A 23,143-nucleotide genomic window follows, 5' to 3' on the forward strand; every position below is an offset into this window, starting at 1 on the left:
TCTAAAAAGTTGTGGCGAAAAAAAACGGCGCCATTACAAAAATGAAACGCCGTTTTATTTTAATTGGAATGGATAATATTTACAACGTCACACCGCTCTTAAATATGGCTAATTCGCGGAAGTCGTTCACTTCATTCTTCGTCCGCTTGCCGTCAGCAATCTCGACAATCAGCTCGACAAACTGGCTCAGCAGTTCGTCCATAGGCATGTCGTGAATCAGACGCCCCGCATCAAAATCAATCCAGTGCGGTTTCTTCTTCGCCAGCTCGCTGTTGGTCGCCAGTTTTACGGTAGGAACAAATCCGCCGTAAGGCGTGCCGCGTCCGGTACTGAACAACACCATATGGCAACCGGCACCCGCCAGCGCGCTGGTTGCGACGGCATCATTCCCCGGTGCGCTAAGCAGGTTGAGCCCTGGGGTATGTAAGCGCTCACCATATTTCAGCACGTCCACCACTTTGCTCTGTCCAGCTTTTTGCGTACAGCCCAGTGATTTCTCTTCCAGCGTGGTGATCCCGCCCGCCTTGTTACCCGGCGAGGGGTTCTCGTAAATCGGCTGGTCGTGCGCAATGAAGTACTGTTTGAAGTCGTTCACCATGTGGACGGTTTTCTCAAACGTCGCTTCGTCACGGCAGCGGCTCATCAGAATGCGTTCCGCACCGAACATTTCCGGCACTTCGGTCAGCACAGTGGTGCCGCCGTTAGCGATCAGATAGTCAGAGAAACGGCCTAACAGCGGGTTGGCAGTAATACCAGACAGCCCATCGGAACCGCCGCATTCCAGACCAAACTTCAGCTCGCTCAGCTTACCTGGCTCGCGTTTGTCATGGCGCATCGCCTCATACAGCGTATGCAGCCGTTCCAGACCCGCTTCAACTTCATCATCCTGCTGCTGGCACACCATGAACGTCACGCGATCGGAATCAAAATCGCCCAGCGTCGTGCGGAATGCGTCAACCTGATTGTTCTCACAGCCCAGACCGATCACCAGTACCGCCCCCGCATTCGGGTGACGCACCATGTTTTGCAGCATCGTACGGGTGTTTTCGTGATCCTGACCGAGCTGTGAACAGCCAAAGGTATGGCTGAACAGGTAAACGCCGTCGATCCCTTCCGCATCGTTGGTTTCTTTCAGGAAACGCTGCTGAATCTGACGTGCAATCCCGTTCACGCAGCCAACGGTTGGCAGGATCCACAGTTCATTGCGGATACCGACATCACCATTTTTGCGACGATAGAGCTGCACATCCCGATCGCCCATCTGTGGCGGCAGTTCGAGGAACTCAGGCTGATACTGATATTCATCCAGATCGCTCAGATTGGTTTTCGCATTCTGGGAATGGATGTGTTCTCCAGGAGAAATAGACACCAACGCATGGCCGATCGGCAGGCCATACTTGGTAATCATTTCTCCCGGTGCGATGGTTTCCAGCGCGAACTTATGTCCGCGCACGACAGGTTGCTGAAGTGTCACCGTATGGCTATCCACCGACACCGTTTCGCCTTGCTCGACATCACGCAGGGCGACAGCCACATTGTCCAGAGAATGAATTTTTATAATACTTTGCATGGATAACCCTTCTTGCTGATTAGCAATAACCTTCCACAGCTGCGCGCATGCCGCGCTCAGCGATGGTTTGTAACTGTTCAGTCACCTGCGCAGCCAGGCCAGGAACCTGTGTTAAATCCTGTTCCCAGTGATCGGCATCGCGCAGTACAACATTCACCAGCTCAGCCAGGCTGACGGTGTTCTCTTTTACGCCCGCCCACAGCGTAGAATAACGCTCCAGCCAGTGTGCATCGTCCTGCAATGGATAGGTTTGTAACGCATCGCCTTCACCGCTGCGCTCGCCGCGGTAGAAGGCAATCAAGGCCGCCAGCGCAAACGTCAAGCGAGCAGGCAGCTCACCGTGACGCTCACGGTAGGTCAGCAACTGCGGCAGAATACGGGTGCGGAATTTTGTCATGCCATTCAGCGAAATAGATAACAGCTGATGCTGAATGAACGGGTTACGGAAGCGGCTGAGCACAGCCTGAGCAAACGACGTCAGTTCGTCATGCGGCAAATCCAATACCGGCACAATCTCTTCAGCAATGGTCTTTTCTACGAATTTGCCAATCAGCGCATCATTCATCGATTCGCCAACGGTATCCAGACCCGCCAGGAATGCGACCGGCACCAGCGCAGTATGAGCACCGTTGAGAATCGCGACTTTACGTTCTTTGTACGGCTTGATGTCATCAACGATACGAACGTTCAGATCCAGCTTGTTCAGACGCAATTCTTCCGCCAGCCACTGTGGCCCCTGAATCACGAACAGGTAGAAGTGTTCTGCCGTATCCCAAAAGGTATCCTGATAGCCCATTTCCTGCTGTAGCGCTTCCACTTCGGCACGCGGGTAACCCGTCACAATGCGGTCCACCAGCGTCGAGCAGAAGGTGTTGTGATCGTTCAGCCAGGCGGTAAACGTTGGCGTCAGTTTCCACTGTGCGGCATAGCGCAGCACCAGCTCTTTCAGCGCCACACCGTTGTAATCAATCAGCTCGCACGGTAACAGCACCCAGCCTTTATCCGCTGCGCCATCAAAGTGACAGAAACGTTCATACAGCAGACGGGTTAATTTCGCAGGGAAGCTGACAGGCGGTGCATCGCTGAGGCGGTCATCCGCGTGATAGCTGATACCCGCTTCGGTGGTATTGGAGAACACGAAGCGGATATTCGGATCGTGCGCCAGCGCCAGATATTCATCGAACTGGCGGTACACGTTAATTTCACGGTTTACCGAACGGATCAGACGGGGTTCGCGAACCGCCTCGCCCTGCTCGTTCAGACCACGGATAATCGTGGTGTACAGTCCATCCTGCGTGTCCAGCGCGGGCGGGAAATCAGAATCGATCGGGCGAACCACGACAATCCCCGCATCCAGATCGGTGTGCTCATTCAGCAAATCCAACTGCCAGTCAACGAAGGCACGCAGGAAGTTGCCTTCACCAAACTGGATAACACGATCCGGGTGTTGACGACCGGGGAAGTTACGACGATTTAACGTTTGCATTAACAGGCTACCTTAGGACGAATCTCACATTCAGGGCACGACCGATCGACCACCGTCATCCTTGCCCTATATTCATATTCACCCGCACCGAATCACCACCGGTACCGATGACAAAAGACCGAGACACCGAGAGCCGCGGCGTAATCCCCTTTAGGAATCTTACTGCCGCGTCCCTCGTGCAACTCACACCGATGCGGTGGAATTACAGCTCGATGGCAAAATAGTTTTTAGCGTTATCGAAACAGATGTTTTTCACCATTTCGCCCAGCAATGGCAGGTCGGCTGGCGCTTCGCCATCTTCCACCCAGCGGCCAATCATCTGGCACAGGATGCGGCGGAAATATTCATGGCGGGTATAAGACAGGAAGCTACGGCTATCGGTCAGCATACCGACGAAGCGGCTCAGCAGACCAAGCTGTGCGAGCTGAGTCATCTGGCGCTGCATGCCGTCCTTCTGATCGTTGAACCACCAGCCGGAACCGAACTGCATCTTGCCCGGCATCCCTTCGCCCTGGAAGTTACCGATCATGGTGCCGAGCACTTCGTTATCGCGCGGATTCAGGCAGTAAAGGATGGTTTTCGGCAGCAGGTTTTCTTCATTCTGCTTGCTGAGCAGGCGAGACAGTTCCTGCGCCAGCGGACGGTCATTGATGGAATCGAAGCCTACATCCGGCCCCAGCAGTTTGAACTGACGCAGGTTATTGTTGCGCAGTGCGCCAATGTGGTACTGCTGAACCCAGCCGCGAAGCGCATATTCCGCACCCAGCCAGACCAGTACGCCGGTCTTGAACTGTGCCACTTCATGTTCACTCAGCGTTTCGCCCGCAAGGCGACGCGCCAGAATGTTATCCAGCGTGGCGTCATCCGTTTCGGCAAACATCACCACGTCCAACGCATGGTCAGATACTTTACAGCCGTGCGCGGCGAAGTGATCCAGACGCTTGGTCAGCGCCGTTTGCAGATCGCTGAAACGACGAATGTCGGTGTCGGAGACTTCACCCAGTTTCGCCATGTAGTCGTTGAAGGTTGCCAGCTCAATGTTGAACGCTTTATCCGGACGCCAGCTCGGCAACACTTTGATAGAGAAGCTCGAATCCTGAGCAACGGTTTTATGATGGCGCAGATCGTCAATCGGATCGTCTGTCGTACCCACCATTTTCACGTTCATCTGCTGCATGATGCCACGCGCGGTAAAGTCATCGCGTTCCAGCATGGCATTACAACGATCCCAAATGTCTTTTGCCGTGCTCGGCGACAGCAGCGTGCCGGTGTTGCCGAACGGACGACGCAGTTCCAGGTGTGTCCAGTGGTAGAGCGGGTTGCCGATGGTGTGCGGCACGGTAGCAGCCCAGGCTTCAAATTTTTCCCAATCGCTGGCATCACCGGTACACAAACGCTCAGGCACGCCGTTGGTGCGCATCGCACGCCACTTGTAGTGATCGCCTTTCAGCCAGATGTCATACAAATTTTTGAAGCGATAGTTTTCCGCGATCTGCTCAGGCGGCAAATGGCAGTGATAGTCAAATATCGGCTGGTCGACGGCATACTCATGATAAAGACGACGGGCAAATTCACTGTCTAACAGAAAATCTTCACTCAGAAACTGGGGCATGTTTTCTTCCTTACCGTGCTTCTTGTGCACCAAATTAGTTGACCGTTAAAAGATATCACACCAATTATGCGCGATATCTCACAGTATTTGTGAGGTCATGATCGCAAAAATGTAACAAACAGTACAATAACTCAGCATTTATCGCCGTAAATGGCTTGTCTCTCTCGGTTTAAACGAGGAATTCGCTATTCCATATAAAAATAATGGTTTTGTGATATCACTCAACTTTTAAAGTTGTATGACAAATTATTGTAGCGCTGCCTTAAGCAGGGATTCAATCGCTATCTCACAAAGAGAAGGGTTTTCCTGTTCAGCACAACAACAAAACGTGTCGCACTACATCACAAGACACATCACACCGTGACGCCACTCAAGAGCCATCACTGTGTTTTTATTGACTCGGAGAGAAAGTAAATGCGTAAAATCAAAGGATTACGCTGGTATATGATCGGCCTAGTGACCATTGGCACCGTGCTGGGATATCTGACGCGTAATGCAATTTCTGTCGCCGCACCGACGCTACAGGATCAGTTGCACATCACCACACAGCAGTATTCTTACATCGTTGCTGCCTACTCAGCCTGTTATACCATTATGCAGCCCATCGCCGGCTATGTACTGGATTTGCTTGGCACAAAAATCGGCTATGCCATGTTCGCCATTCTGTGGGCCATCTTCTGTATGGGCACCGCGCTGGCAAATAGCTGGGGGGGGTTAGCGATAGCCCGTGGTGCGGTCGGTATGGCAGAGGCGGCCATGATCCCTGCTGGCCTGAAAGCCAGTAGCGAATGGTTCCCGGCAAAAGAACGCTCTGTTGCGGTAGGTTACTTCAACGTGGGGTCATCCATCGGCGCCATGATCGCGCCACCGCTGGTGGTATGGGCGATAGTGGCACACAGCTGGGAAATGGCCTTTATCATTACCGGTGCGCTGAGCCTGATCTGGGCCATCTGCTGGCTCGTTTTCTATAAACACCCGAAAGATCAGAAAAAACTCAGCGACGAAGAGCGCGACTATATTCTTAGCGGGCAAGAAGCACAGCATCAGACCAATAACGCGAAGAAAATGTCTGCCTGGCAGATCCTGCGTAACCGTCAGTTTTGGGGTATCGCACTGCCGCGTTTCCTGGCTGAACCCGCCTGGGGAACGTTCAATGCGTGGATCCCGTTGTTCATGTTTAAAGCCTATGGCTTTAACCTGAAAGAAATCGCCATGTTCGCCTGGATGCCGATGCTGTTCGCTGATATCGGCTGCATTTTGGGTGGCTACCTGCCGATGCTGTTCCAAAAACACTTCAAAGTGAACCTGATCGTTTCCCGCAAACTGGTGGTCACGATGGGTGCAGTACTGATGATTGCACCAGGCATGATCGGGCTGTTCTCCAGCCCTTACGTCGCTATCGCCCTGTTATGCGTCGGCGGTTTCGCGCACCAGTCGTTGTCCGGCGCGCTGATTACCCTGTCATCTGACGTATTTGGTCGTAATGAAGTGGCTACCGCGAACGGTTTAACCGGGATGGCAGCCTGGATGGCAAGTACCCTATTTGCACTGGTTGTCGGTGCGCTGGCCGATACGCTGGGCTTCAGCCCGCTGTTTGCTGCACTGGCCGTCTTCGATCTGCTAGGTGCTGTCGTCATCTGGACGGTGTTGAAAAACCAACCTGCATCAGAAGTCGCCGCCGCGGCGGAAACGCTGAAAGAAGCCAAGCAGCACTGATAATCCCTGCATTATTCTGGCTCATCCGGTATGATCTGCGACTGGGTGAGCCACCTCCCTCCGATAACACACCGCGATAACTGTGACCACAACATTGGTTGCTGCTATGATTAAGTGGTATAACAAATCATCCCTGAAAGATTAACGAGATAGACACTCAGGCCCTGACGTGGCACATGGACCGTCATCTATCGAGAGTAGACATCATCATGGCACTCACTGAACCCCGCCGGCTATACCAGCAGTTAGCCGCAGAATTAAAACAACGCATCGAAAGCGGTATGTACCAGGTTGGCGAAAAATTACCGGCAGAACGCTATATTTCTGAAGAAATGAACGTCAGCCGCACCGTGGTACGTGAAGCGATTATTATGCTGGAAGTCGAAGGGTACGTTGAAGTACGCAAGGGTTCAGGCATTCACGTTATTTCCAACCAGCAGAAGAATCCGTTCATTAATAGCGGCGATAGTGAATTTGTCGCTGCGGGTCCATTTGAGCTGCTTCAGGCTCGCCAGCTTATTGAAAGCAACATTGCCGAATTTGCGGCCACGCAGGTGACCCGTCAGGACATCATCCAACTGATGGAAATTCAGGAATACGCGCGCCAAGAAGATCGCTTCCGTGATTCTCAGTGGGATCTCAAATTCCACGTTCAGGTCGCGCTGGCAACACAGAACTCCGCGATGGCAACCATCGTCGAGAAAATGTGGAGCCAACGGATTCATAATCCTTACTGGCGCAAACTGCATGAGCACATTGACGACAAGTCGATTGAAAGCTGGTGCGAAGAGCACGATCGCATCCTTAAAGCACTGATTCGCAAAGATCCTTACGCGGCCAAACTCGCGATGTGGCAACATCTGGAAAATACCAAACAGATGCTATTTCGCGCCACGACGGATGATTTCGAGTTTAACGTCGACCGCTATATGTTCGCCGAGAATCCGGTCGTCCACCTCGACCAGATACACACGGGCAAGTCCTAAATAGGCATCTTCCCCCTTGTTTTGAGCGAAGGGGGAAAATTTTGCACCAAAGGGAAAAAGTCAGAAAACGTTGATTTCTGTCAGCGAGTGTAAAATATCGCAGAAATCCCCACTCTTCTTCGAAAAATCCCCCCAAACCGCCCCAGTTGTCGTAATATTTTCCTGTCTCAGTAACACCTATTTTGTTACAGTTAACGCGTCTTTCTTACGCTTAATCCGTCGCTTTGGATGCAAAGTCTGCCAAGACCAAACAATCCCCAAGCAGCCTGTTTATCGGGTTCTCAGCGAAAAGCGAGCATCAAGTCAGACGCCAGCTCCACTATCAGGCAGAAAAACAGAGATCATCAAAAAATCATAATCCTGTGCCCTGATATACCCTAAATAATTCGAGTTTCAGGCAACTTGAAGTATGACGGGATTAACACTGTATTCACTCTTATCATGTCCAGAAGCGTGATTGTCGCCAAGGCTAAAATGCAACAGCAGTATTAGGAATACCGGATGGAATTAATCAAAGAACTGTTAAACGCACTCTGGCATCAGGATTTCGATATTTTAGCCGACCCGAAGCTGGTATGGACCATCTACATATTACTGTTTCTCATTATCTTTCTGGAAAATGGCCTGCTCCCCGCCGCTTTCCTGCCCGGCGATAGCCTGCTCATTTTAGTCGGCGTCCTCGTTGCCAAGGGCACAATGAATTACCCTTTTACGATATTTCTCCTGACGACGGCCGCCAGCCTCGGCTGTTGGGCTAGCTATATTCAAGGGAAGTGGCTTGGTAATACGGGAGTGGTTCAAGGCTGGCTATCACATTTGCCCGCGCACTATCACCAACGCGCCCACCAGCTCTTCCACCGTCATGGCTTGTCCGCACTTTTAGTTGGCCGTTTTCTGGCTTTTGTCAGAACGCTACTCCCTACCATCGCAGGCTTGTCTGGCCTGAGTAACGCGCGCTTTCAGTTCTTTAACTGGATGAGCGGGTTCCTGTGGGTATTTATTCTGGTTACGCTGGGCTTCGCCTTAGGAAAAACAACGGTCTTCCTGAAATATGAAGACGAGCTGATGTTCTGCCTGATGATGCTGCCGCTGGTGCTGCTGTTTATCGGCCTGTTTGGATCGCTCTTTGTCCTGTGGCGTAAAAAACGTGACGCTAAAACAGATAACGCTGAAAAAGGGAGCTAACCGTGTCAATCAGCGGGTTATTCTCTAAGCTCTTCTCCAGGAAAGCAGGTCGCATACTGCTATTGCTTGCTCTACCGATGATTGCATTGACGCAGTCCCAGTCACTACGCCGCTCCCAAGACGATGCTATGCTACATATCAGGCCTTATGATGGTGCCGCGTTGCCAGATGGCTTTTACGTGTATCAACGTCTCAACGAAAAAGGGATTGCGATCAAGAGCATTACGCCAGAGCAAGATAGCTTGATCGTCCGTCTGGCCTCGCCAGAACAGAGTATCGCTGCCAGAGATGTCCTGCGTTTGTCTCTACCTAAAGTCACGATTACCGCGCAGCAAGTGACAACCCCGACACCGTTCTGGCAGCAGAAACTGACACAGAAACAATCCAAACTGGGGTGACGACTATGAAATTATCTCCATCCATTATTGCCTTATCTGTCCTGCTTTCTGGCCATGCGCTGGCGAATACCGCCAATCAGGTAGAGACCTGTCAGCAGAAAGCGCAAGATATTCAGCGCCAAATCGATGAAGCGCGTAAGCATGGCAATCAGAATCGCATCAACGGGTTAGAGAAGGCATTGGACGGCGTGAAAACCCACTGCACGGATGCCGGATTAGCAGAGAAACGTCAGGAAGCGATTGCGGAAAAACGCAAAGATGTCGCAGAGCGGCAGCAGGAACTGAATGAAAGCCGCCAGAAAGGGGATGACGCCGAGAAGATCCTCAAGCGCGAAAGAAAGCTGGCTGAAGCCGAGCAGGAATTGCGCGCCGCAGAACGTGGCACATCGCAATAGCCCATCACCACATTGCCCCTACAAAACACACAGCAACTGTTCATTTTGTATGCAAAATCCAAATCGCTAAAATTTACAGCGAGTTATCAGAATTGTCCGTACCCGTTTTGGGCGGCATAAATTTCAGCTTCAGCTATAGTTAATGTTCAGGTTTATAACAATGAAGGGTTATTAATATGGCTAAAGATCAAAATTCTGAGTACCTACGCGCCGAATTAAAATCACTGGCGGACACGCTGGAAGAAGTATTAAGCACCTCCAGCGATAAATCTAAAGCGGAACTCGACAAGCTGCGTAATAAGGCAGAAAGCGCGCTGAAAGAAACCCGCAGTCGCCTGAGCGATACTGGTGAGCGCATCGCTTCCCAAACCAAAGAAGCGGTTGAATCTGCGGACGATTATGTACGCCAGAATCCGTGGACCGGTGTCGGCATTGGCGCAGCAGTCGGTGTCGTGCTTGGCGTCCTGCTGTCTCGTCGCTAATTAGCGGATTGCTATGACGGATAAATTACAACAAGGCCCCGCAAGCGGGGTCATGGCTTCTGCTCAGCGCATCATCTCCATTATTGTCAGCATGGTGGAAAGCCGCGTTCGACTAGCCGTAATTGAATTAGAGGAAGAGAAAGCCAATCTAATTCAGTTACTGATTATGGTCGGCCTGACGCTGCTTTTTGCCGCTTTTGGCATTATGAGCCTGATCGCGCTGATCATCTGGGGCATTGATCCACAATATCGTCTCTTTGCGCTGGGGGGGATTACCGCCACATTGCTCGGACTGGCGCTGATAGGCGGCATATGGACACTCGTGAAGGTACGTCGCTCCACCTTGCTCAAAGCGACGCGTAAGGAGCTGGCGACCGACAGATCGCTGCTGGAGGACGATCCCAAGTGAACCAGCGTCAACAGCGAGACAGAGAAAAAGCCCAGCTGCTGCGCCAGATACAGCAGCAGCGGCTGGATTTATCGGCAGGTAAGAAGCACTGGCTGGATACCACCGCCCGTTACGATCGCGGCTGGCAAAGCCTGATGCAGTGGCGTAAATACTGGATCGTGGGCTCCAGCCTTGTGGCGCTTTATGGCGTACGCCATCCCAGCCGTATGATTCGCTGGGGACGCCGCCTCGTCGGGCTGTGGGGTACAGTCAGACTCGTCCGCAAAACGTTTGAGCCACGTCCGTAATCCTTCCTGTTGCCTCGGCTTATCTGCCTTATCTATAGACATTTTCCATCTGACTTTTACCTAACGCGCTCATGTCATTACGGCGCGTTCTTGCACAATTCACTGAACATCAATTTTTCTGAAATAAAGCAACAATTATACTCGCTGGAAGCGCAAATCATCTCTCTATACTATCTGCCCATAACCTGATGGCGGGTCAAGTTTTCAGACCACACCTGCTACAACAAACAAAACAGGGCAATATAGCCCACAACAAAATTAATTGGAGAGATGATGAAAAATTTAGAAAGCACTGCACTGCTGGTTGCGCGTATCTTAATGCCAATTCTGTTTATCGTTGCAGGTTACGGTAAGCTGGGTGATGCCTATGCAGGCACACAACAATATATGCAAGCGATGGGCGTACCGTCCTTCCTGCTGCCGCTGACCATTCTGCTGGAACTGGGTGGTGGTCTGGCGGTTCTGTTCGGTCTGCTGACGCGTACCGTCGCGTTGTTCACTGCGGGCTTTACGCTGCTGACTGCACTGATTTTCCACTCTAACTTTGCAGAAGGCATGAACCAACTGATGTTCATGAAAAACCTGACCATCGCTGGCGGCTACCTCCTGCTGGCGGTAACGGGCCCAGGCGCATTCAGCATCGACCGCCTGCTGGGCAAAAAGTGGTAAGACGAGCCTTTTCCGGCCTGTACTACACTTAATAGTCGAATACCGAATGAGACGGCAAGCATAGAAGGCTTGCCGTTGTTTTATCATCACTCACTAACGGGAGGATTTATGGGACAACTGGTTGACGGCGTATGGCACGATACCTGGTATGAAACCAAATCTACCGGCGGCCATTTTAAGCGTTCAGAATCCGCATTCCGCAACTGGGTAACGCCCGATGGCGCACCCGGCCTTACCGGCAAAGGTGGCTTTCCTGCCCAGTCCGGCCGTTATCATCTCTATGTTTCGCTTGCCTGCCCATGGGCGCACCGCACGCTGCTCATGCGGCAGTTGAAAGGGTTAACAGATCACATCGCCGTTTCGGTGGTTCATCCGCTCATGCTCGATCATGGCTGGACGTTCGGTACCGATTTTGAAGCCGCGACAGGTGACTCACTCTATCAGCACGAATTCCTCTACCAGCTCTACCTGCACGCCATGCCAGACTACAGCGGTCGGGTGACCGTGCCTGTCCTGTGGGATACTGAGCAGCACACCATTGTCAGTAACGAATCTGCCGATATCATCCGCATGCTGAATAGCGCTTTCGATGGCGTGGGAGCAACGGCGGGAGATTATTACCCAGAAGCGTTACGCGCTCAGATTGACGAATTGAACGGCTGGATTTACGACAAGGTCAACAACGGTGTGTACAAAGCCGGCTTTGCGACAAGCCAGTCAGCCTATGATGAATCTGCCACGACCGTTTTCTCCGCGCTCTCCGATCTGGAAAGCATTCTGGCAAAACAGCGCTATCTGACGGGTGAGCAGTTAACCGAAGCCGACCTGCGGCTGTGGACGACGTTGATCCGTTTCGATCCGGTCTATCACACACATTTTAAATGCGATAAATATCGCCTGAGCGATTATCCAAATCTGTTCGGTTTTCTGCGTGATATTTATCAGATGCCCGGCATCGCCGATACCGTCGATATGGCGCATATTCGTCACCACTACTATCGTAGCCACGGCACGATTAATCCGCATGGCGTGATTTCGCTGGGTCCAGAGCAAGATCTGAACCAGCCTCACCATCGCGATAAGACGTTTGTCGATTTATACTAGGGTTTTGTCGATTTTCGCTAAGCAGTCGTGAAATAGAGCGGCAAGGTGCGGAACCACACCTTGCCGCAAAAAAGCGCGGGATTTAGGGCTGGTTCAACAGTTTCGGAATTTCACGCAGGAACCAGGACTTTGCCTCGCCCATGCTGTCTCGCCGCCAGGCCATAATGATCTGGCTTTCCATCTGATGCTCAGGCCCAATCACCAGCAAACGCCCTTCGGCAATATCTTGCGCAACCATCGGATAAGGCATGGTCGCGACGCCTAATCCCGCCAACAGCGCACGTCGCTTATCATCCAGCGAACTCACCGTCAGACGTTGCTGTTTATCCAACAGCTGCACGGTCAGTACTGGGCGTTCTCGAGCGGTATCTGCCATCGCAATCCCACGGTATTTCACCCGAGTGGCATCCGACAGCGGTTCAGGCTCCTGATGAATCGGATGATCTGGGCTGGCGACATAAACGTTATTCATTGTGTACAGCTTGCGGGTATTCATTTCAGAAGACGCGCGAAAATGCATGTCTGGCGCAATCACAATATCGGCACGCCCTTGCTCAAGACGCTCCCACGCCCCCGCCAGCACTTCCGTCAGAATCGATACCTGCGTATTGGCTTTGAGCGCCAGTTTATCGATTAACGGGAAAATTCGCTGAGTAGGAATTAGCGCTTCCGTCACAATCGTCAGATGCGTTTCCCAACCGCGCGCCAGCGCTTCTGCATCCGTCGTGAGCTTATCTGCTGCTTCCAGCAGGATACGTCCGCGTTCCAGCAGCATCCGCCCGACATTCGTGAATTTAGTACGATGCCCGGAACGATCGAACAGCACCACATCTAACTCTTCTTCCAGTTTCTGCATGGTATAACTCAGTGCCGAAGGCACCCTACCCAGCTCGTCTGCCGCAGCGGCAAAGCTGCCACGGCGATCGATCGCATCCATCACCCTCAACGCTTCCAGCGTCAATGCTCGTTCTTTCGCCATCTTCGTACTCATTCAGGAATTTTGAACATACCCACCAGATTAACTAGCTAACAATCCAACGTCCACACAATTACTATCAGTTCAATAAATAATTCTCTGGGGGATAACAATTATGATCACACGAAGAGCAGCGGGACAATGCGGCCAGGCCGACTATGGCTGGTTGCAGGCACGCTATACCTTTTCTTTTGGTCACTATTTTGACCCACAGCTGCTGGGCTACGCGTCTCTGCGCGTGCTCAATCAGGAAGTATTAGCACCGGGGGCATCATTCCAGCCGCGAACCTACCCACGGGTTGATATTCTGAACATTATTCTTCAGGGTGAAGCGGAATACCGCGACAGCAACGGCGGCCACATTCAGGCCAAAGCCGGAGATGTGCTGCTGCTCTCCACGCAGCCAAACGTCAGTTATAGCGAACACAATACCAACGCCAATAAGCCGCTGACGCGGCTGCAATTATGGTTGAATGCCTGCCAGACTCGCGAAAACAGCCCGTTGCAGCGCATGGAGCTGAGTTCAGTAAACCATACCCTGCTCGCCTCACCGGAAGGTGAACACAATAGCCTGCAACTGCGCCAGCAGGTTTGGATTCATCATGTCGATCTCCAGCAGAATGAGCAAAGCACAATTGCGCTACGGGGAAATCAGGCGTATCTCCAGCTGATTCACGGTTCAATGGCGGTAAAAGGCAATCAGAACAGTGAAACACTGCACTGCGGCGACGGAGCCTTCATTAAGGAAGAAACAGCGTTGACGCTACAGGCGGAGTCGCCTTTGCGGGCGCTGCTCATCGATCTGGTCGTGTAGCGCTTCTGTCCGTTTTTTTGCAGGACTTCTGTTCGTTGTTTTACAGGAAGTGGTTTTCGCAGGAAAACGCCGCCAGTTCGGCGTTTTTATTCAGTCATGGTAAGATATCCGTCTTGTTCCTCAATGCGTCAGGGTGATATGACAATGGATTCAACCAAACAGGACAAACTTCTTGCCCAGGCTGAACAGATTTGTCAGCAGCGCGCTGTGCGTCTCACGCCACAGCGGTTAGAGGTTTTACGCCTTATGGCACAGCAGTCTGGTGCTATCAGCGCTTATGACCTGCTGGACCTGCTGCGCGTTTCCGAACCTCAGGCAAAACCGCCGACCGTCTACCGCGCGCTGGATTTTCTGCTGGAACAAGGCTTCATTCATCGCGTCGAATCAAACAACAGCTACGTGCTGTGCCACCATATCGAAGACCACAGCCACACATCCGCCCTTTTCATCTGTGACCGCTGCGGACAAGTTACAGAACGTCAAACCGAAGGTGTGGAAGAAACGCTGCGTAGTCTGGCGCAACAGTCGGGATTTACGCTGCATCACAGCGTGGTGGAAGCACACGGGTTGTGCGGAGGTTGTCAGGAAGTTGCATCATGCAAGCAGCCGGATCATTGCGATCACGACCATACTGTTCCGATTAAAAAACGATAGCCCAAGGGCTATCGTTTTTTCTGTGGAAAGACATCACCTTTGTTACCCGTGATAGCTACCAGTGATATTTGTGGTGCTCTTCCCAGTGTTTCACTTCTTTCTCTGCCGCTTCTTTTTCGTACCCGTAGCGCTCCTGGATTCTACCCACCAGTTGGTCACGTTTACCTTCGATGACCGTCAGATCGTCATCCGTTAATTTGCCCCATTGCTCTTTCGCTTTACCTTTAAACTGTTTCCAGTTACCGCTGGCTTGGTCTTTATTCATGAGAATCTCCGTACCTTAGGTGAATTGCGCATAAAAAATCGTGACTACAGACTTATGCGTCAGTTTCAGATAAATAGATTTATTCAGTAAGCAGCATCATAACTATATGAACCATGACGGTGCTCTTCGCCACTGTCTCCCTTGATTACCGGGCTATCTAAATGTGATGGCTAATGATCAATCGTCAAACGATCAATCAAGATAAAAATGCTTACCTTGATAAAAATTATAGTCGAATATTTTACTTAACATGAAAAATCAGGAATCCGTGACTGGAACGAACGTTGAGAAAGGGAAAATCACCGAAAAAAGCATTGAAAAAACAGAAGGATAATGAGGATAGTAGAAAACGCGCGCGAAATGTAACTAAATATATATGACTAGCAGATTAACAGATAGAATATGATGCACTGACCCAGACGGACGAACAGTGCATCTCTGCGAATGGTTAGCTCCAGTCGCTGTTACGAATCACGCCAACCGCTAAGCCTTCTATCGAAAAGCTTTGCTGACGTAGATCGACAACAATCGGGGCAAACTCTTCATTTTCAGCGAGGAGGTGTACCGTATTGCCCTGCTTTTTCAAGCGCTTCACCGTCACTTCATCGTCGATACGCGCGACGACAATCTGACCGTTACGCACATCTTCTGTTTTATGCACGGCCAGTAAATCGCCATCCATAATACCGATATCTTTCATCGACATGCCGCTCACCCGCAGCAAAAAATCAGCGCTGGGTTTGAACATCGCAGGGTCAACCTGATAGTGGCACTCGATATGCTCCTGTGCCAGCAGGGGTTCACCTGCGGCCACACGACCAACCAGAGGAATACCCGTCTCTTCTTCCATCAGTAGACGAATACCACGAGACGCGCCCGATACAATTTCAATCACACCTTTACGCGCCAGCGCTTTCAGATGTTCTTCAGCCGCATTAGGAGAGCGAAACCCCAGTTGTTGAGCAATTTCCGCACGCGTTGGCGGCATTCCGGTTTGCGCAATATGATCGCGGATCAGGTCATAAACCTGCTGCTGCCTTGCTGTTAATACTTTCATTCCGCCCCCTGGTTGTTTATACAGTCTTGCTGTGAGTATATACAGGTAAGGCACAATTGGGAATGAAGATATCGGCAAAGCCTCTGACTTTTACTCATTTATGCGTACCGTCAGGCAAAATGTTGCCAGAGGATGCTGCCCCACACGACAGCAGCTAACAAGATGGCAACAAAGACAGCGGCCGAGCCAATATCTTTCGCCCGACCGGATAATTCGTGGTGCTCGAGACCAATGCGATCGACCACGGCTTCAATGGCGCTATTGGCCAGCTCAAACAGCATAATCAGTACCACAGACCCAATCAGCAGGAGCTTCTCGACCAGCGTAACCGGCAGTAAACACGCGATGATGACGCCGACAATAGTCAGTATCGTTTCCTGACGAAATGCCGCCTCATGCTGCCACGCCTGCTTCAGTCCCTTAAAGGAATAACCGGTCGCCTTAATAATCCGGGTCATCCCCGTTGCTTTATTCATTTATCCTCCTCTATTTATGCAAAATAGTTCGCATTTTAACGCGCTTACGTTGTCTCATCACCACAGATCTCCGGCGCAGTTTCTGGTATCCTTGCGGCGCATTGCTAACAAGAGGCTCCATGTTGTTATGTCAGGTTGGCGTAAAATTTACTATAAATTATTGAATCTCCCACTGAAACTGCTGGTGAAGAGCAAAGTTATTCCCGCAGATCCGGTGGTCGAGCTGGGGTTAGATCCCTCACGTCCTATACTCTATGTTCTGCCTTATAACTCTCAGGCGGATCTCTTGACGCTACGAGCGAAATGCCTGGCATTGGGGCTACCCGATCCCTCGCAGTCGTTCGAATTCAATGGCGTCGAACTGCCTAGCCACGTCTTTATTAATGACGGGCCGCGCGTCTTCCGCTATTACGTTCCCAAGCAGAAATCCGTCAAGCTGTTCCACGACTATCTGGATTTGCATCGTGCCAATCCAGATTTAGACGTGCAGATGGTGCCGGTTTCTGTGATGTTTGGGCGTTCTCCGGGTCGGGAAGGCCACGCTCAGGCCGCACCACACCTGCGCTTGCTCAACGGTATCGAGAAATTCTTCGCCGTCCTGTGGCTAGGCCGCGACAGCTTTGTCCGCTTCTCCAGCCCGGTGTCGCTGCGCTATATGGCGACCGAGCATGGTACTGACAAAACCATAGCCCACAAACTGGCACGTGTCGCACGTATGCACTTCTCCCGCCAACGCTTGGCGGCAGTTGGGCCGCGTTTGCCGGTGCGTCAGGAGCTATTTAACAAGCTGCTGGATTCCAAAGCGATCAAGAAAGCCGTAGACGATGAGGCGCGCAGTAAGAAGATTTCTACTGAGAAAGCGCAGCAGAACGCTATTGCGCTGATGGAAGAAATCGCCGCTGACTTCTCCTACGAAGCCGTGCGTCTATCGGATCGCGTATTGAGCTGGACGTGGAACCGCCTTTATCAGGGGATTAACGTCCACAACGCTGAACGCGTTCGCCAGCTGGCACAGGATGGTCACGGTATTGTCTATGTGCCCTGCCACCGCAGCCACATGGATTATCTGCTGCTGTCCTACGTCCTGTACCATCAAGGCTTAGTGCCGCCGCACATCGCCGCCGGCATCAACCTGAATTTCTGGCCAGCAGGACCAATATTCCGCCGTCTTGGTGCGTTCTTTATTCGCCGTACCTTCAAAGGCAACAAACTGTATTCAACGATTTTCCGTGAATATCTGGGTGAGCTGTTTGCCCGCGGTTATTCGGTTGAATACTTCATGGAAGGCGGACGTTCACGCACGGGCCGTCTGTTAGAGCCGAAAACCGGTACGCTGGCGATGACCATTCAGGCCATGCTCAGAGGCGGCACACGACCTATCACGCTGGTACCGATTTATGTCGGCTACGAACATGTGATGGAAGTCGGTACCTATGCGAAAGAGCTGCGCGGCGCGGTGAAGGAAAAAGAAGGCTTTATGCAGATGGTGCGCGGTTTGCGCAAACTGCGTAATCTCGGCCAAGGGTACGTGAACTTCGGTGAACCCCTCCCGTTGACAACCTATCTGAACCAGCATGTTCCGCAATGGCGTGACGCGATCGATCCGATTGAAGCACAGCGCCCAAGTTGGCTAACGCCGACGGTGCAGGATATCTCTATGGATATCATGGTGCGCATCAACAATTCTGCGGCAGCAAATGCGATGAACCTGTGCTCTACGGCTTTATTAGCCTCGCGCCAGCGTTCACTGACGCGCGAACAAATGCATGAACAGCTGGATTGCTACCTCCAGCTGCTGCGCCAGGTGCCTTATCACAAAGATATTACGGCACCGAAGAAGACAGCGGATGAACTGCTGGAACACGCGCTGGGCATGAACAAGTTTGAAGTCGAGAAGGATAGCATTGGCGACATCATCATTCTGCCGCGTGAGCAGGCGGTACTGATGACGTACTACCGCAATAACATCCAGCACCTGTTGGTCTTGCCGTCGCTGATCGCCAGCATCGTCATCCACCATCGCCGGATTACGCTTGCCGACGTCGTGCGACAGATCGCGCTGATCTATCCGCTGCTGCAAGCTGAGCTGTTCCTGCACTATTCCAAAGAGCAGTTGCCGGACGTGCTGGAGACGCTGGCTAATGAACTGATTCGACAAGAGCTGCTGTGCAGCCGTGACGGTCAATTAGCCATCAATCCGCCACGCATCCGTACGCTGCAACTGCTGTCAGCAGGCGTGCGTGAAACGCTGCAACGCTATGCAATCACGCTGTCTTTACTGTGTGCGAACCCAGGGATCAATCGTGGAACGCTAGAGAAAGAAAGCCGGAACATGGCGCAGCGTCTGTCCGTTCTGCACGGTATCAACGCGCCGGAATTCTTTGATAAAGCCGTGTTCTCAACGCTGGTCGCGACCTTACGTACAGAAGGATATATCACCGACAGTGCGGAAGCGGCACAAGGCGATATCGTGGCAATCTACAATATCCTCGGCGATCTGATCACCCCGGAAGTGCGGTTGACCATTGAAAGCGCCAGCTCACCAGCTGAAATGGAAGCCAATAGTCAGGCAGTAGAAAAAGTGGAAGAGACAAAGCAGGATTAACCGGACAGTCACGGGAAAATGGCGGATAACATGCCGCCATCAAGCCGTGAATACATTTGGTATGACAAACACTTCTGAGCATTCCACCATAAAAAAAGCAGCGAGAAATCGCTGCTTTTTTTGTCTCTGTCGGTTCGCTCTATAGGCCAAACAGCACGCCAATAAATATCGCCATACCCGCGTATTTATTATTGTGAAAGGCTTTGAAACAGGCATCGCGTTCGCGCCCAGCAGTCAGGGTTTGCTGGTAAACAAACATCCCCGCAGCCACCAGCAGCGAAATGTAGTAGGGGGTTCCCAATCCGCTGATCTTTCCTAAAATCAGCAGCAGCGCCAGCATACTGAACTGCAGTAACCCGATAATGATATTGTCAAAGCGGCCAAATAGGATCGCGGTAGATTTCACGCCGATCTTCAGGTCATCATCACGATCCACCATCGCATATTGGGTATCGTAGGCGACCGTCCAGCAAATATACGCGACAAACATCATCCAGCAGCTCGCTGGCAGGCTTTCACTCACCGCCGCATAAGCCATCGGTATTGACCAGCCAAACGCCGCGCCCAGAACAAACTGAGGAAGATGGCTGACCCGTTTCATAAACGGGTAGACCCACGCCAAAACCAGCCCCGCAACGGACAGCCAGATCGTCATCTTATTCAGCGTCAGCACCAAGCCAAAAGCCAACAAAACCAGCACGACAAACAACACTTTGGCCGCTCGCTCGCTCACCTCACCGCTGGGTAATGGGCGAGAAGCGGTACGTTTTACATGGCCGTCAAAATGGCGATCGGCATAATCATTGATGACGCAGCCCGCCGCACGCATCAAGAAAACGCCAGCGACAAAAACAAACAGCGTCCACGGTGCAGGTGCCCCGCCTCCCGCTAGCCACAGCGCCCATAGCGTTGGCCACAGCAGCAACAGAGAACCTATCGGTTTATCAATTCGCATCAAGCGACAATAAGCCAGCCATTTCCCTGCTGTAATACTTCTTTCCAAGGATTTATCTCCTCAAATTACCTGCCAACCTTCATCACCGGCTGAAATAAATCGGTGATTCCGGTAAGAAAAGCTCGGTCAACAGTAACGGATAACCCGAGACACACAGGCGGGAACGCCGCGCCCATAAGCCTTCACTGCATCCGGTATGAATATAGTCACGCGTCAGCGCCTTTTGCCCAAACAGGTAGCGGCCTAGCGGCTGATTGCCTATTTTCGTCAGGGCTGAATCCGTGCCGTCAAGCGTCTGTTGCGGAACAATGGTACGGCCAAAAAGCCAGGGACGATCGTCACCATACAGCACCACTTCACGCAGCCAGTAACGTTCACTGTACGGCAGCTGTTCGCGCTCTTCGCCCAGCGCCTGTGGCGTAATAAACGTCTCACTGCACAGGATGGTCTTCAGTTGGGCACAATATTTTTCAAGTCGCCGCGTCATGGAGCCGGTTTCCATCAGCCAGTCACCAATGTGCTCAGGTAATACCGAAGGGGGCTCAGTAAACCAGGAAATAGAGCGCAGAAGCGTAGACGCATCGTCAGACATTGTCCCTACTCCGAACAGGGTTGTTTTGAATAAAAAGATATTCGTAAATAAAGTAACGCCGCCATTGTAGCGCAGAATGCTTCCCCCGATAACACGCGATAAACGCATTCATCAACGATACGGCAACATTTCAGCAATGCAGTGCATAAAAAAAGCACCACCCAGTCTCGCGACCAGATAGTGCTCTTTAAAGGACAGAAAGACGAGCTTCTGTAACCTGACTCCTGTCACCAGAAAATGGCTTCCGGCAACAAGGTGTCACATTACATCATGCCGCCCATACCACCCATGCCGCCCATACCACCAGCGCCACCTAAGTCAGGAGCATCGCTTTTCGGCAGGTCAGTAACCATACATTCGGTGGTGATCATCAGACCAGCAACGGAAGCCGCGAACTGCAGCGCAGAACGGGTGACTTTGGTTGGATCCAGGATACCGAAGTCGATCATGTTGCCGTATTCTTCAGTTGCTGCGTTGTAACCGTAGTTACCTTCGCCTGCTTTAACGCTGTTCGCAACCACAGATGGCTCTTCGCCAGCGTTGGAAACGATCTGACGCAGTGGAGCTTCCATCGCGCGCAGCGCAACTTTGATACCCACGTTCTGGTCTTCGTTCTGAGCAGTCAGAGAAGCCAGTTTGGCTGCAACGCGAACCAGCGCAACACCACCACCAGCAACCACGCCTTCTTCTACCGCGGCGCGAGTCGCAGCCAGGGCATCTTCAACGCGTGCTTTCTTCTCTTTCATTTCAACTTCAGTCGCTGCGCCAACTTTGATAACGGCTACGCCGCCAGCCAGTTTAGCCACACGCTCTTGCAGTTTTTCTTTGTCGTAATCAGACGTTGCTTCTTCAACCTGCTGACGGATCTGAGCAACACGGCCCTGGATCGCAGCTTCTTCACCCGTACCATCGATGATGGTAGTGGTGTCTTTGTTGATCACAACGCGTTTTGCCTGACCCAGATCTTCCAGCGTCGCTTTTTCCAGCTCCAGACCGATCTCTTCAGAGATAACGGTACCGCCAGTCAGCGTCGCGATATCTTGCAGCATTGCTTTACGACGGTCGCCGAAGCCCGGCGCTTTCACCGCAGCCACTTTAACGATGCCACGCATGGTGTTAACTACCAGCGTTGCCAGTGCTTCGCCTTCAACATCTTCAGCGACGATAACCAGCGGTTTGCCGGCTTTCGCTACGGCTTCCAGTACTGGCAGCATTTCGCGGATGTTGGAGATTTTTTTATCAGCCAGCAGGATGAACGGGCTTTCCAATTCTACAGCACCCGTTTCCGGCTTGTTGATGAAGTACGGAGACAGGTAGCCACGGTCGAACTGCATACCTTCAACCACGTCCAGCTCGTCTTGCAGACCGGTACCTTCTTCAACGGTGATCACACCTTCTTTACCGACTTTGTCCATGGCTTCGGCAATCATTTTGCCTACGGTTTCGTCGGAGTTAGCAGAGATGGTACCAACCTGAGCGATAGCTTTAGAGTCAGAGCACGGTACAGACAGTGCTTTCAGCTCTTCAACAGCAGCGATAACGGCTTTATCGATACCGCGCTTCAGATCCATCGGGTTCATGCCCGCTGCAACAGCTTTCAGGCCTTCAGTGATGATAGCCTGCGCCAATACGGTTGCGGTCGTGGTGCCGTCGCCTGCTGCGTCATTCGCTTTAGAGGCAACTTCTTTCACCATCTGTGCGCCCATGTTCTCGAACTTGTCTTCCAGCTCGATTTCACGCGCAACAGATACGCCGTCTTTAGTAATGGTCGGTGCACCGAAGGATTTATCCAACACGACATTACGGCCTTTCGGGCCCAGGGTAACCTTCACTGCATCAGCCAGTACATTTACGCCGCGCAGCATTTTTACGCGAGCGTCATTACCGAATTTTACGTCTTTAGCTGCCATGGTCTATTTCCCTCAAATTCTTTCAGTTCAGATGATTACGCGCAATTACGCTTCAACAATTGCCAGAATGTCGCTTTCAGACATGATCAACACTTCTTCGTTATCAATCTTCTCTGCTTTCACGCCATAGCCATCATTGAAAATAACGATGTCGCCAACTTTCACATCCAGCGGCTTCACTTCGCCATTTTCCAGGATACGTCCGTGACCTACGGCCAGCACTTCACCACGGGTAGATTTACCAGCAGCGGAACCAGTCAGTACGATACCGCCAGCAGATTTTGACTCAACTTCTTTGCGCTTGACGATCACGCGGTCATGCAATGGACGAATATTCATTGATAGCTCTCCTTTGAGAAAGTCCATATCGGTTTAGGATAAACGCCGACTATGTCTTCATAACAACTATGTTTCATAACGATTATGCTTTTCATAATCGGCCTTGTGGTGTTCTAAGTGGGGGCGTTTCACCACCCTTCAAGGGAAAAAATTCATTTTTTTTGCGTTAGGCGTCTGCCTGTCGCTGAAATTTGATAAAAA

24 protein-coding genes are annotated in these 23,143 nt (G+C 51.7%); 13 read left to right on the forward strand and 11 right to left on the reverse strand.

The window, feature by feature from the left end; genetic code table 11:
- Positions 1 to 79: 79 nt before the first annotated feature.
- The 3 genes from H4F65_RS10880 to uxaC all read right to left on the reverse strand — a co-directional run bounded on the left by H4F65_RS10880 (position 80) and on the right by uxaC (position 4,668).
- Entirely contained in the window at positions 80 to 1,570 is a 1,491-nt protein-coding gene (locus tag H4F65_RS10880; protein WP_010282961.1) for a UxaA family hydrolase, read from the reverse strand.
- A gap of 19 nt (positions 1,571 to 1,589) precedes the next feature.
- A complete protein-coding gene (locus tag H4F65_RS10885) occupies positions 1,590 to 3,056 on the reverse strand; it encodes a tagaturonate reductase (protein WP_010282959.1) in 1,467 nt (488 codons plus the stop codon).
- Between the two features lie 202 nt (positions 3,057 to 3,258).
- Positions 3,259 to 4,668 (reverse strand): glucuronate isomerase, encoded by a 1,410-nt coding sequence (uxaC, locus tag H4F65_RS10890; protein ID WP_010282956.1) that lies wholly within the window; start codon positions 4,666 to 4,668, stop codon positions 3,259 to 3,261.
- Positions 4,669 to 5,082: 414 nt separating this feature from the next.
- On the opposite strand from uxaC, the gene H4F65_RS10895 reads away from it, so the two are divergent.
- From H4F65_RS10895 to H4F65_RS10940, 10 genes are all read left to right on the forward strand, one after another.
- Positions 5,083 to 6,384 carry an MFS transporter gene (locus H4F65_RS10895; protein WP_010282954.1) on the forward strand — a complete coding sequence of 434 codons (1,302 nt, stop codon included), beginning with the start codon at positions 5,083 to 5,085 and terminating at the stop codon, positions 6,382 to 6,384.
- 209 nt (positions 6,385 to 6,593) lie between these two features.
- Positions 6,594 to 7,370, forward strand: a complete 777-nt coding sequence (exuR, locus tag H4F65_RS10900) for a transcriptional regulator ExuR (protein WP_010282953.1) — start codon at positions 6,594 to 6,596, stop codon at positions 7,368 to 7,370.
- A 501-nt stretch (positions 7,371 to 7,871) separates the two neighbouring features.
- Positions 7,872 to 8,555: a DedA family protein gene (locus H4F65_RS10905; protein ID WP_010282951.1), complete on the forward strand. Its 684-nt coding sequence runs from the start codon at positions 7,872 to 7,874 to the stop codon at positions 8,553 to 8,555.
- 2 nt (positions 8,556 to 8,557) lie between these two features.
- The gene (gene mzrA / locus H4F65_RS10910) at positions 8,558 to 8,953 is read left to right on the forward strand and encodes an EnvZ/OmpR regulon moderator MzrA (protein ID WP_039313059.1); all 396 of its coding nucleotides are present in this window, start codon (positions 8,558 to 8,560) and stop codon (positions 8,951 to 8,953) included.
- Between the two features lie 5 nt (positions 8,954 to 8,958).
- Positions 8,959 to 9,348: a DUF1090 domain-containing protein gene (locus H4F65_RS10915; RefSeq protein ID WP_010282938.1), complete on the forward strand. Its 390-nt coding sequence runs from the start codon at positions 8,959 to 8,961 to the stop codon at positions 9,346 to 9,348.
- 176 nt (positions 9,349 to 9,524) lie between these two features.
- A complete protein-coding gene (locus H4F65_RS10920) occupies positions 9,525 to 9,830 on the forward strand; it encodes an ElaB/YgaM/YqjD family protein (RefSeq protein ID WP_005971326.1) in 306 nt (101 codons plus the stop codon).
- A 13-nt stretch (positions 9,831 to 9,843) separates the two neighbouring features.
- Positions 9,844 to 10,239, forward strand: coding sequence for a phage holin family protein (locus H4F65_RS10925; RefSeq protein WP_010282930.1), 396 nt, complete (start codon positions 9,844 to 9,846; stop codon positions 10,237 to 10,239).
- Positions 10,236 to 10,526 (forward strand): YqjK-like family protein, encoded by a 291-nt coding sequence (locus H4F65_RS10930; RefSeq protein ID WP_010282929.1) that lies wholly within the window; start codon positions 10,236 to 10,238, stop codon positions 10,524 to 10,526. The genes H4F65_RS10925 and H4F65_RS10930 overlap by 4 nt, the downstream gene beginning before the upstream one ends.
- A 273-nt stretch (positions 10,527 to 10,799) precedes the next feature.
- Positions 10,800 to 11,195, forward strand: coding sequence for a DoxX family protein (locus tag H4F65_RS10935; protein WP_010282928.1), 396 nt, complete (start codon positions 10,800 to 10,802; stop codon positions 11,193 to 11,195).
- 108 nt (positions 11,196 to 11,303) lie between these two features.
- Positions 11,304 to 12,299 carry a glutathione S-transferase family protein gene (locus H4F65_RS10940; RefSeq protein ID WP_010282927.1) on the forward strand — a complete coding sequence of 332 codons (996 nt, stop codon included), beginning with the start codon at positions 11,304 to 11,306 and terminating at the stop codon, positions 12,297 to 12,299.
- An 82-nt stretch (positions 12,300 to 12,381) separates the two neighbouring features.
- Here the strand turns inward: H4F65_RS10940 and H4F65_RS10945 are convergent, their stop codons facing one another.
- The gene (locus H4F65_RS10945; RefSeq protein WP_010282925.1) at positions 12,382 to 13,278 is read right to left on the reverse strand and encodes a LysR family transcriptional regulator; all 897 of its coding nucleotides are present in this window, start codon (positions 13,276 to 13,278) and stop codon (positions 12,382 to 12,384) included.
- A gap of 112 nt (positions 13,279 to 13,390) precedes the next feature.
- Between H4F65_RS10945 and H4F65_RS10950 the strand changes: the two genes are divergently transcribed.
- The gene (locus H4F65_RS10950; protein ID WP_010282918.1) at positions 13,391 to 14,089 is read left to right on the forward strand and encodes a pirin family protein; all 699 of its coding nucleotides are present in this window, start codon (positions 13,391 to 13,393) and stop codon (positions 14,087 to 14,089) included.
- A 144-nt stretch (positions 14,090 to 14,233) separates the two neighbouring features.
- Positions 14,234 to 14,743, forward strand: a complete 510-nt coding sequence (gene zur, locus H4F65_RS10955) for a zinc uptake transcriptional repressor Zur (RefSeq protein WP_010282915.1) — start codon at positions 14,234 to 14,236, stop codon at positions 14,741 to 14,743.
- Positions 14,744 to 14,798: 55 nt separating this feature from the next.
- On the opposite strand, the gene H4F65_RS10960 is transcribed toward zur, so the two are convergent.
- From H4F65_RS10960 to H4F65_RS10970, 3 genes are all read right to left on the reverse strand, one after another.
- Positions 14,799 to 15,008, reverse strand: a complete 210-nt coding sequence (locus H4F65_RS10960; protein ID WP_010282913.1) for a CsbD family protein — start codon at positions 15,006 to 15,008, stop codon at positions 14,799 to 14,801.
- 448 nt (positions 15,009 to 15,456) lie between these two features.
- Positions 15,457 to 16,065: a transcriptional repressor LexA gene (gene lexA / locus H4F65_RS10965; protein ID WP_010282910.1), complete on the reverse strand. Its 609-nt coding sequence runs from the start codon at positions 16,063 to 16,065 to the stop codon at positions 15,457 to 15,459.
- Positions 16,066 to 16,175: 110 nt separating this feature from the next.
- A complete protein-coding gene (locus H4F65_RS10970) occupies positions 16,176 to 16,541 on the reverse strand; it encodes a diacylglycerol kinase (protein WP_010282908.1) in 366 nt (121 codons plus the stop codon).
- A 127-nt stretch (positions 16,542 to 16,668) separates the two neighbouring features.
- Here H4F65_RS10970 and plsB point away from each other — a divergent pair, with 127 nt between their 5' ends.
- Positions 16,669 to 19,146, forward strand: coding sequence for a glycerol-3-phosphate 1-O-acyltransferase PlsB (plsB, locus tag H4F65_RS10975; protein ID WP_010282906.1), 2,478 nt, complete (start codon positions 16,669 to 16,671; stop codon positions 19,144 to 19,146).
- A gap of 139 nt (positions 19,147 to 19,285) precedes the next feature.
- Here plsB and ubiA read toward each other — a convergent pair whose 3' ends face one another.
- From ubiA to H4F65_RS10995, 4 genes are all read right to left on the reverse strand, one after another.
- Positions 19,286 to 20,149: a 4-hydroxybenzoate octaprenyltransferase gene (gene ubiA, locus H4F65_RS10980; protein WP_010282904.1), complete on the reverse strand. Its 864-nt coding sequence runs from the start codon at positions 20,147 to 20,149 to the stop codon at positions 19,286 to 19,288.
- A gap of 34 nt (positions 20,150 to 20,183) precedes the next feature.
- Entirely contained in the window at positions 20,184 to 20,693 is a 510-nt protein-coding gene (gene ubiC, locus H4F65_RS10985) for a chorismate lyase (protein ID WP_039319108.1), read from the reverse strand.
- Between the two features lie 263 nt (positions 20,694 to 20,956).
- The gene (gene groL, locus H4F65_RS10990; protein ID WP_010282899.1) at positions 20,957 to 22,603 is read right to left on the reverse strand and encodes a chaperonin GroEL; all 1,647 of its coding nucleotides are present in this window, start codon (positions 22,601 to 22,603) and stop codon (positions 20,957 to 20,959) included.
- Between the two features lie 45 nt (positions 22,604 to 22,648).
- Complete coding sequence (locus tag H4F65_RS10995; RefSeq protein ID WP_005971295.1) at positions 22,649 to 22,942, reverse strand: co-chaperone GroES; 294 nt, start codon at positions 22,940 to 22,942, stop codon at positions 22,649 to 22,651.
- Between the last annotated feature and the right edge of the window lie 201 nt (positions 22,943 to 23,143).

Origin of the sequence: Pectobacterium brasiliense, from assembly GCF_016950255.1 — a bacterium.
Classification (GTDB): domain Bacteria; phylum Pseudomonadota; class Gammaproteobacteria; order Enterobacterales; family Enterobacteriaceae; genus Pectobacterium; species Pectobacterium brasiliense.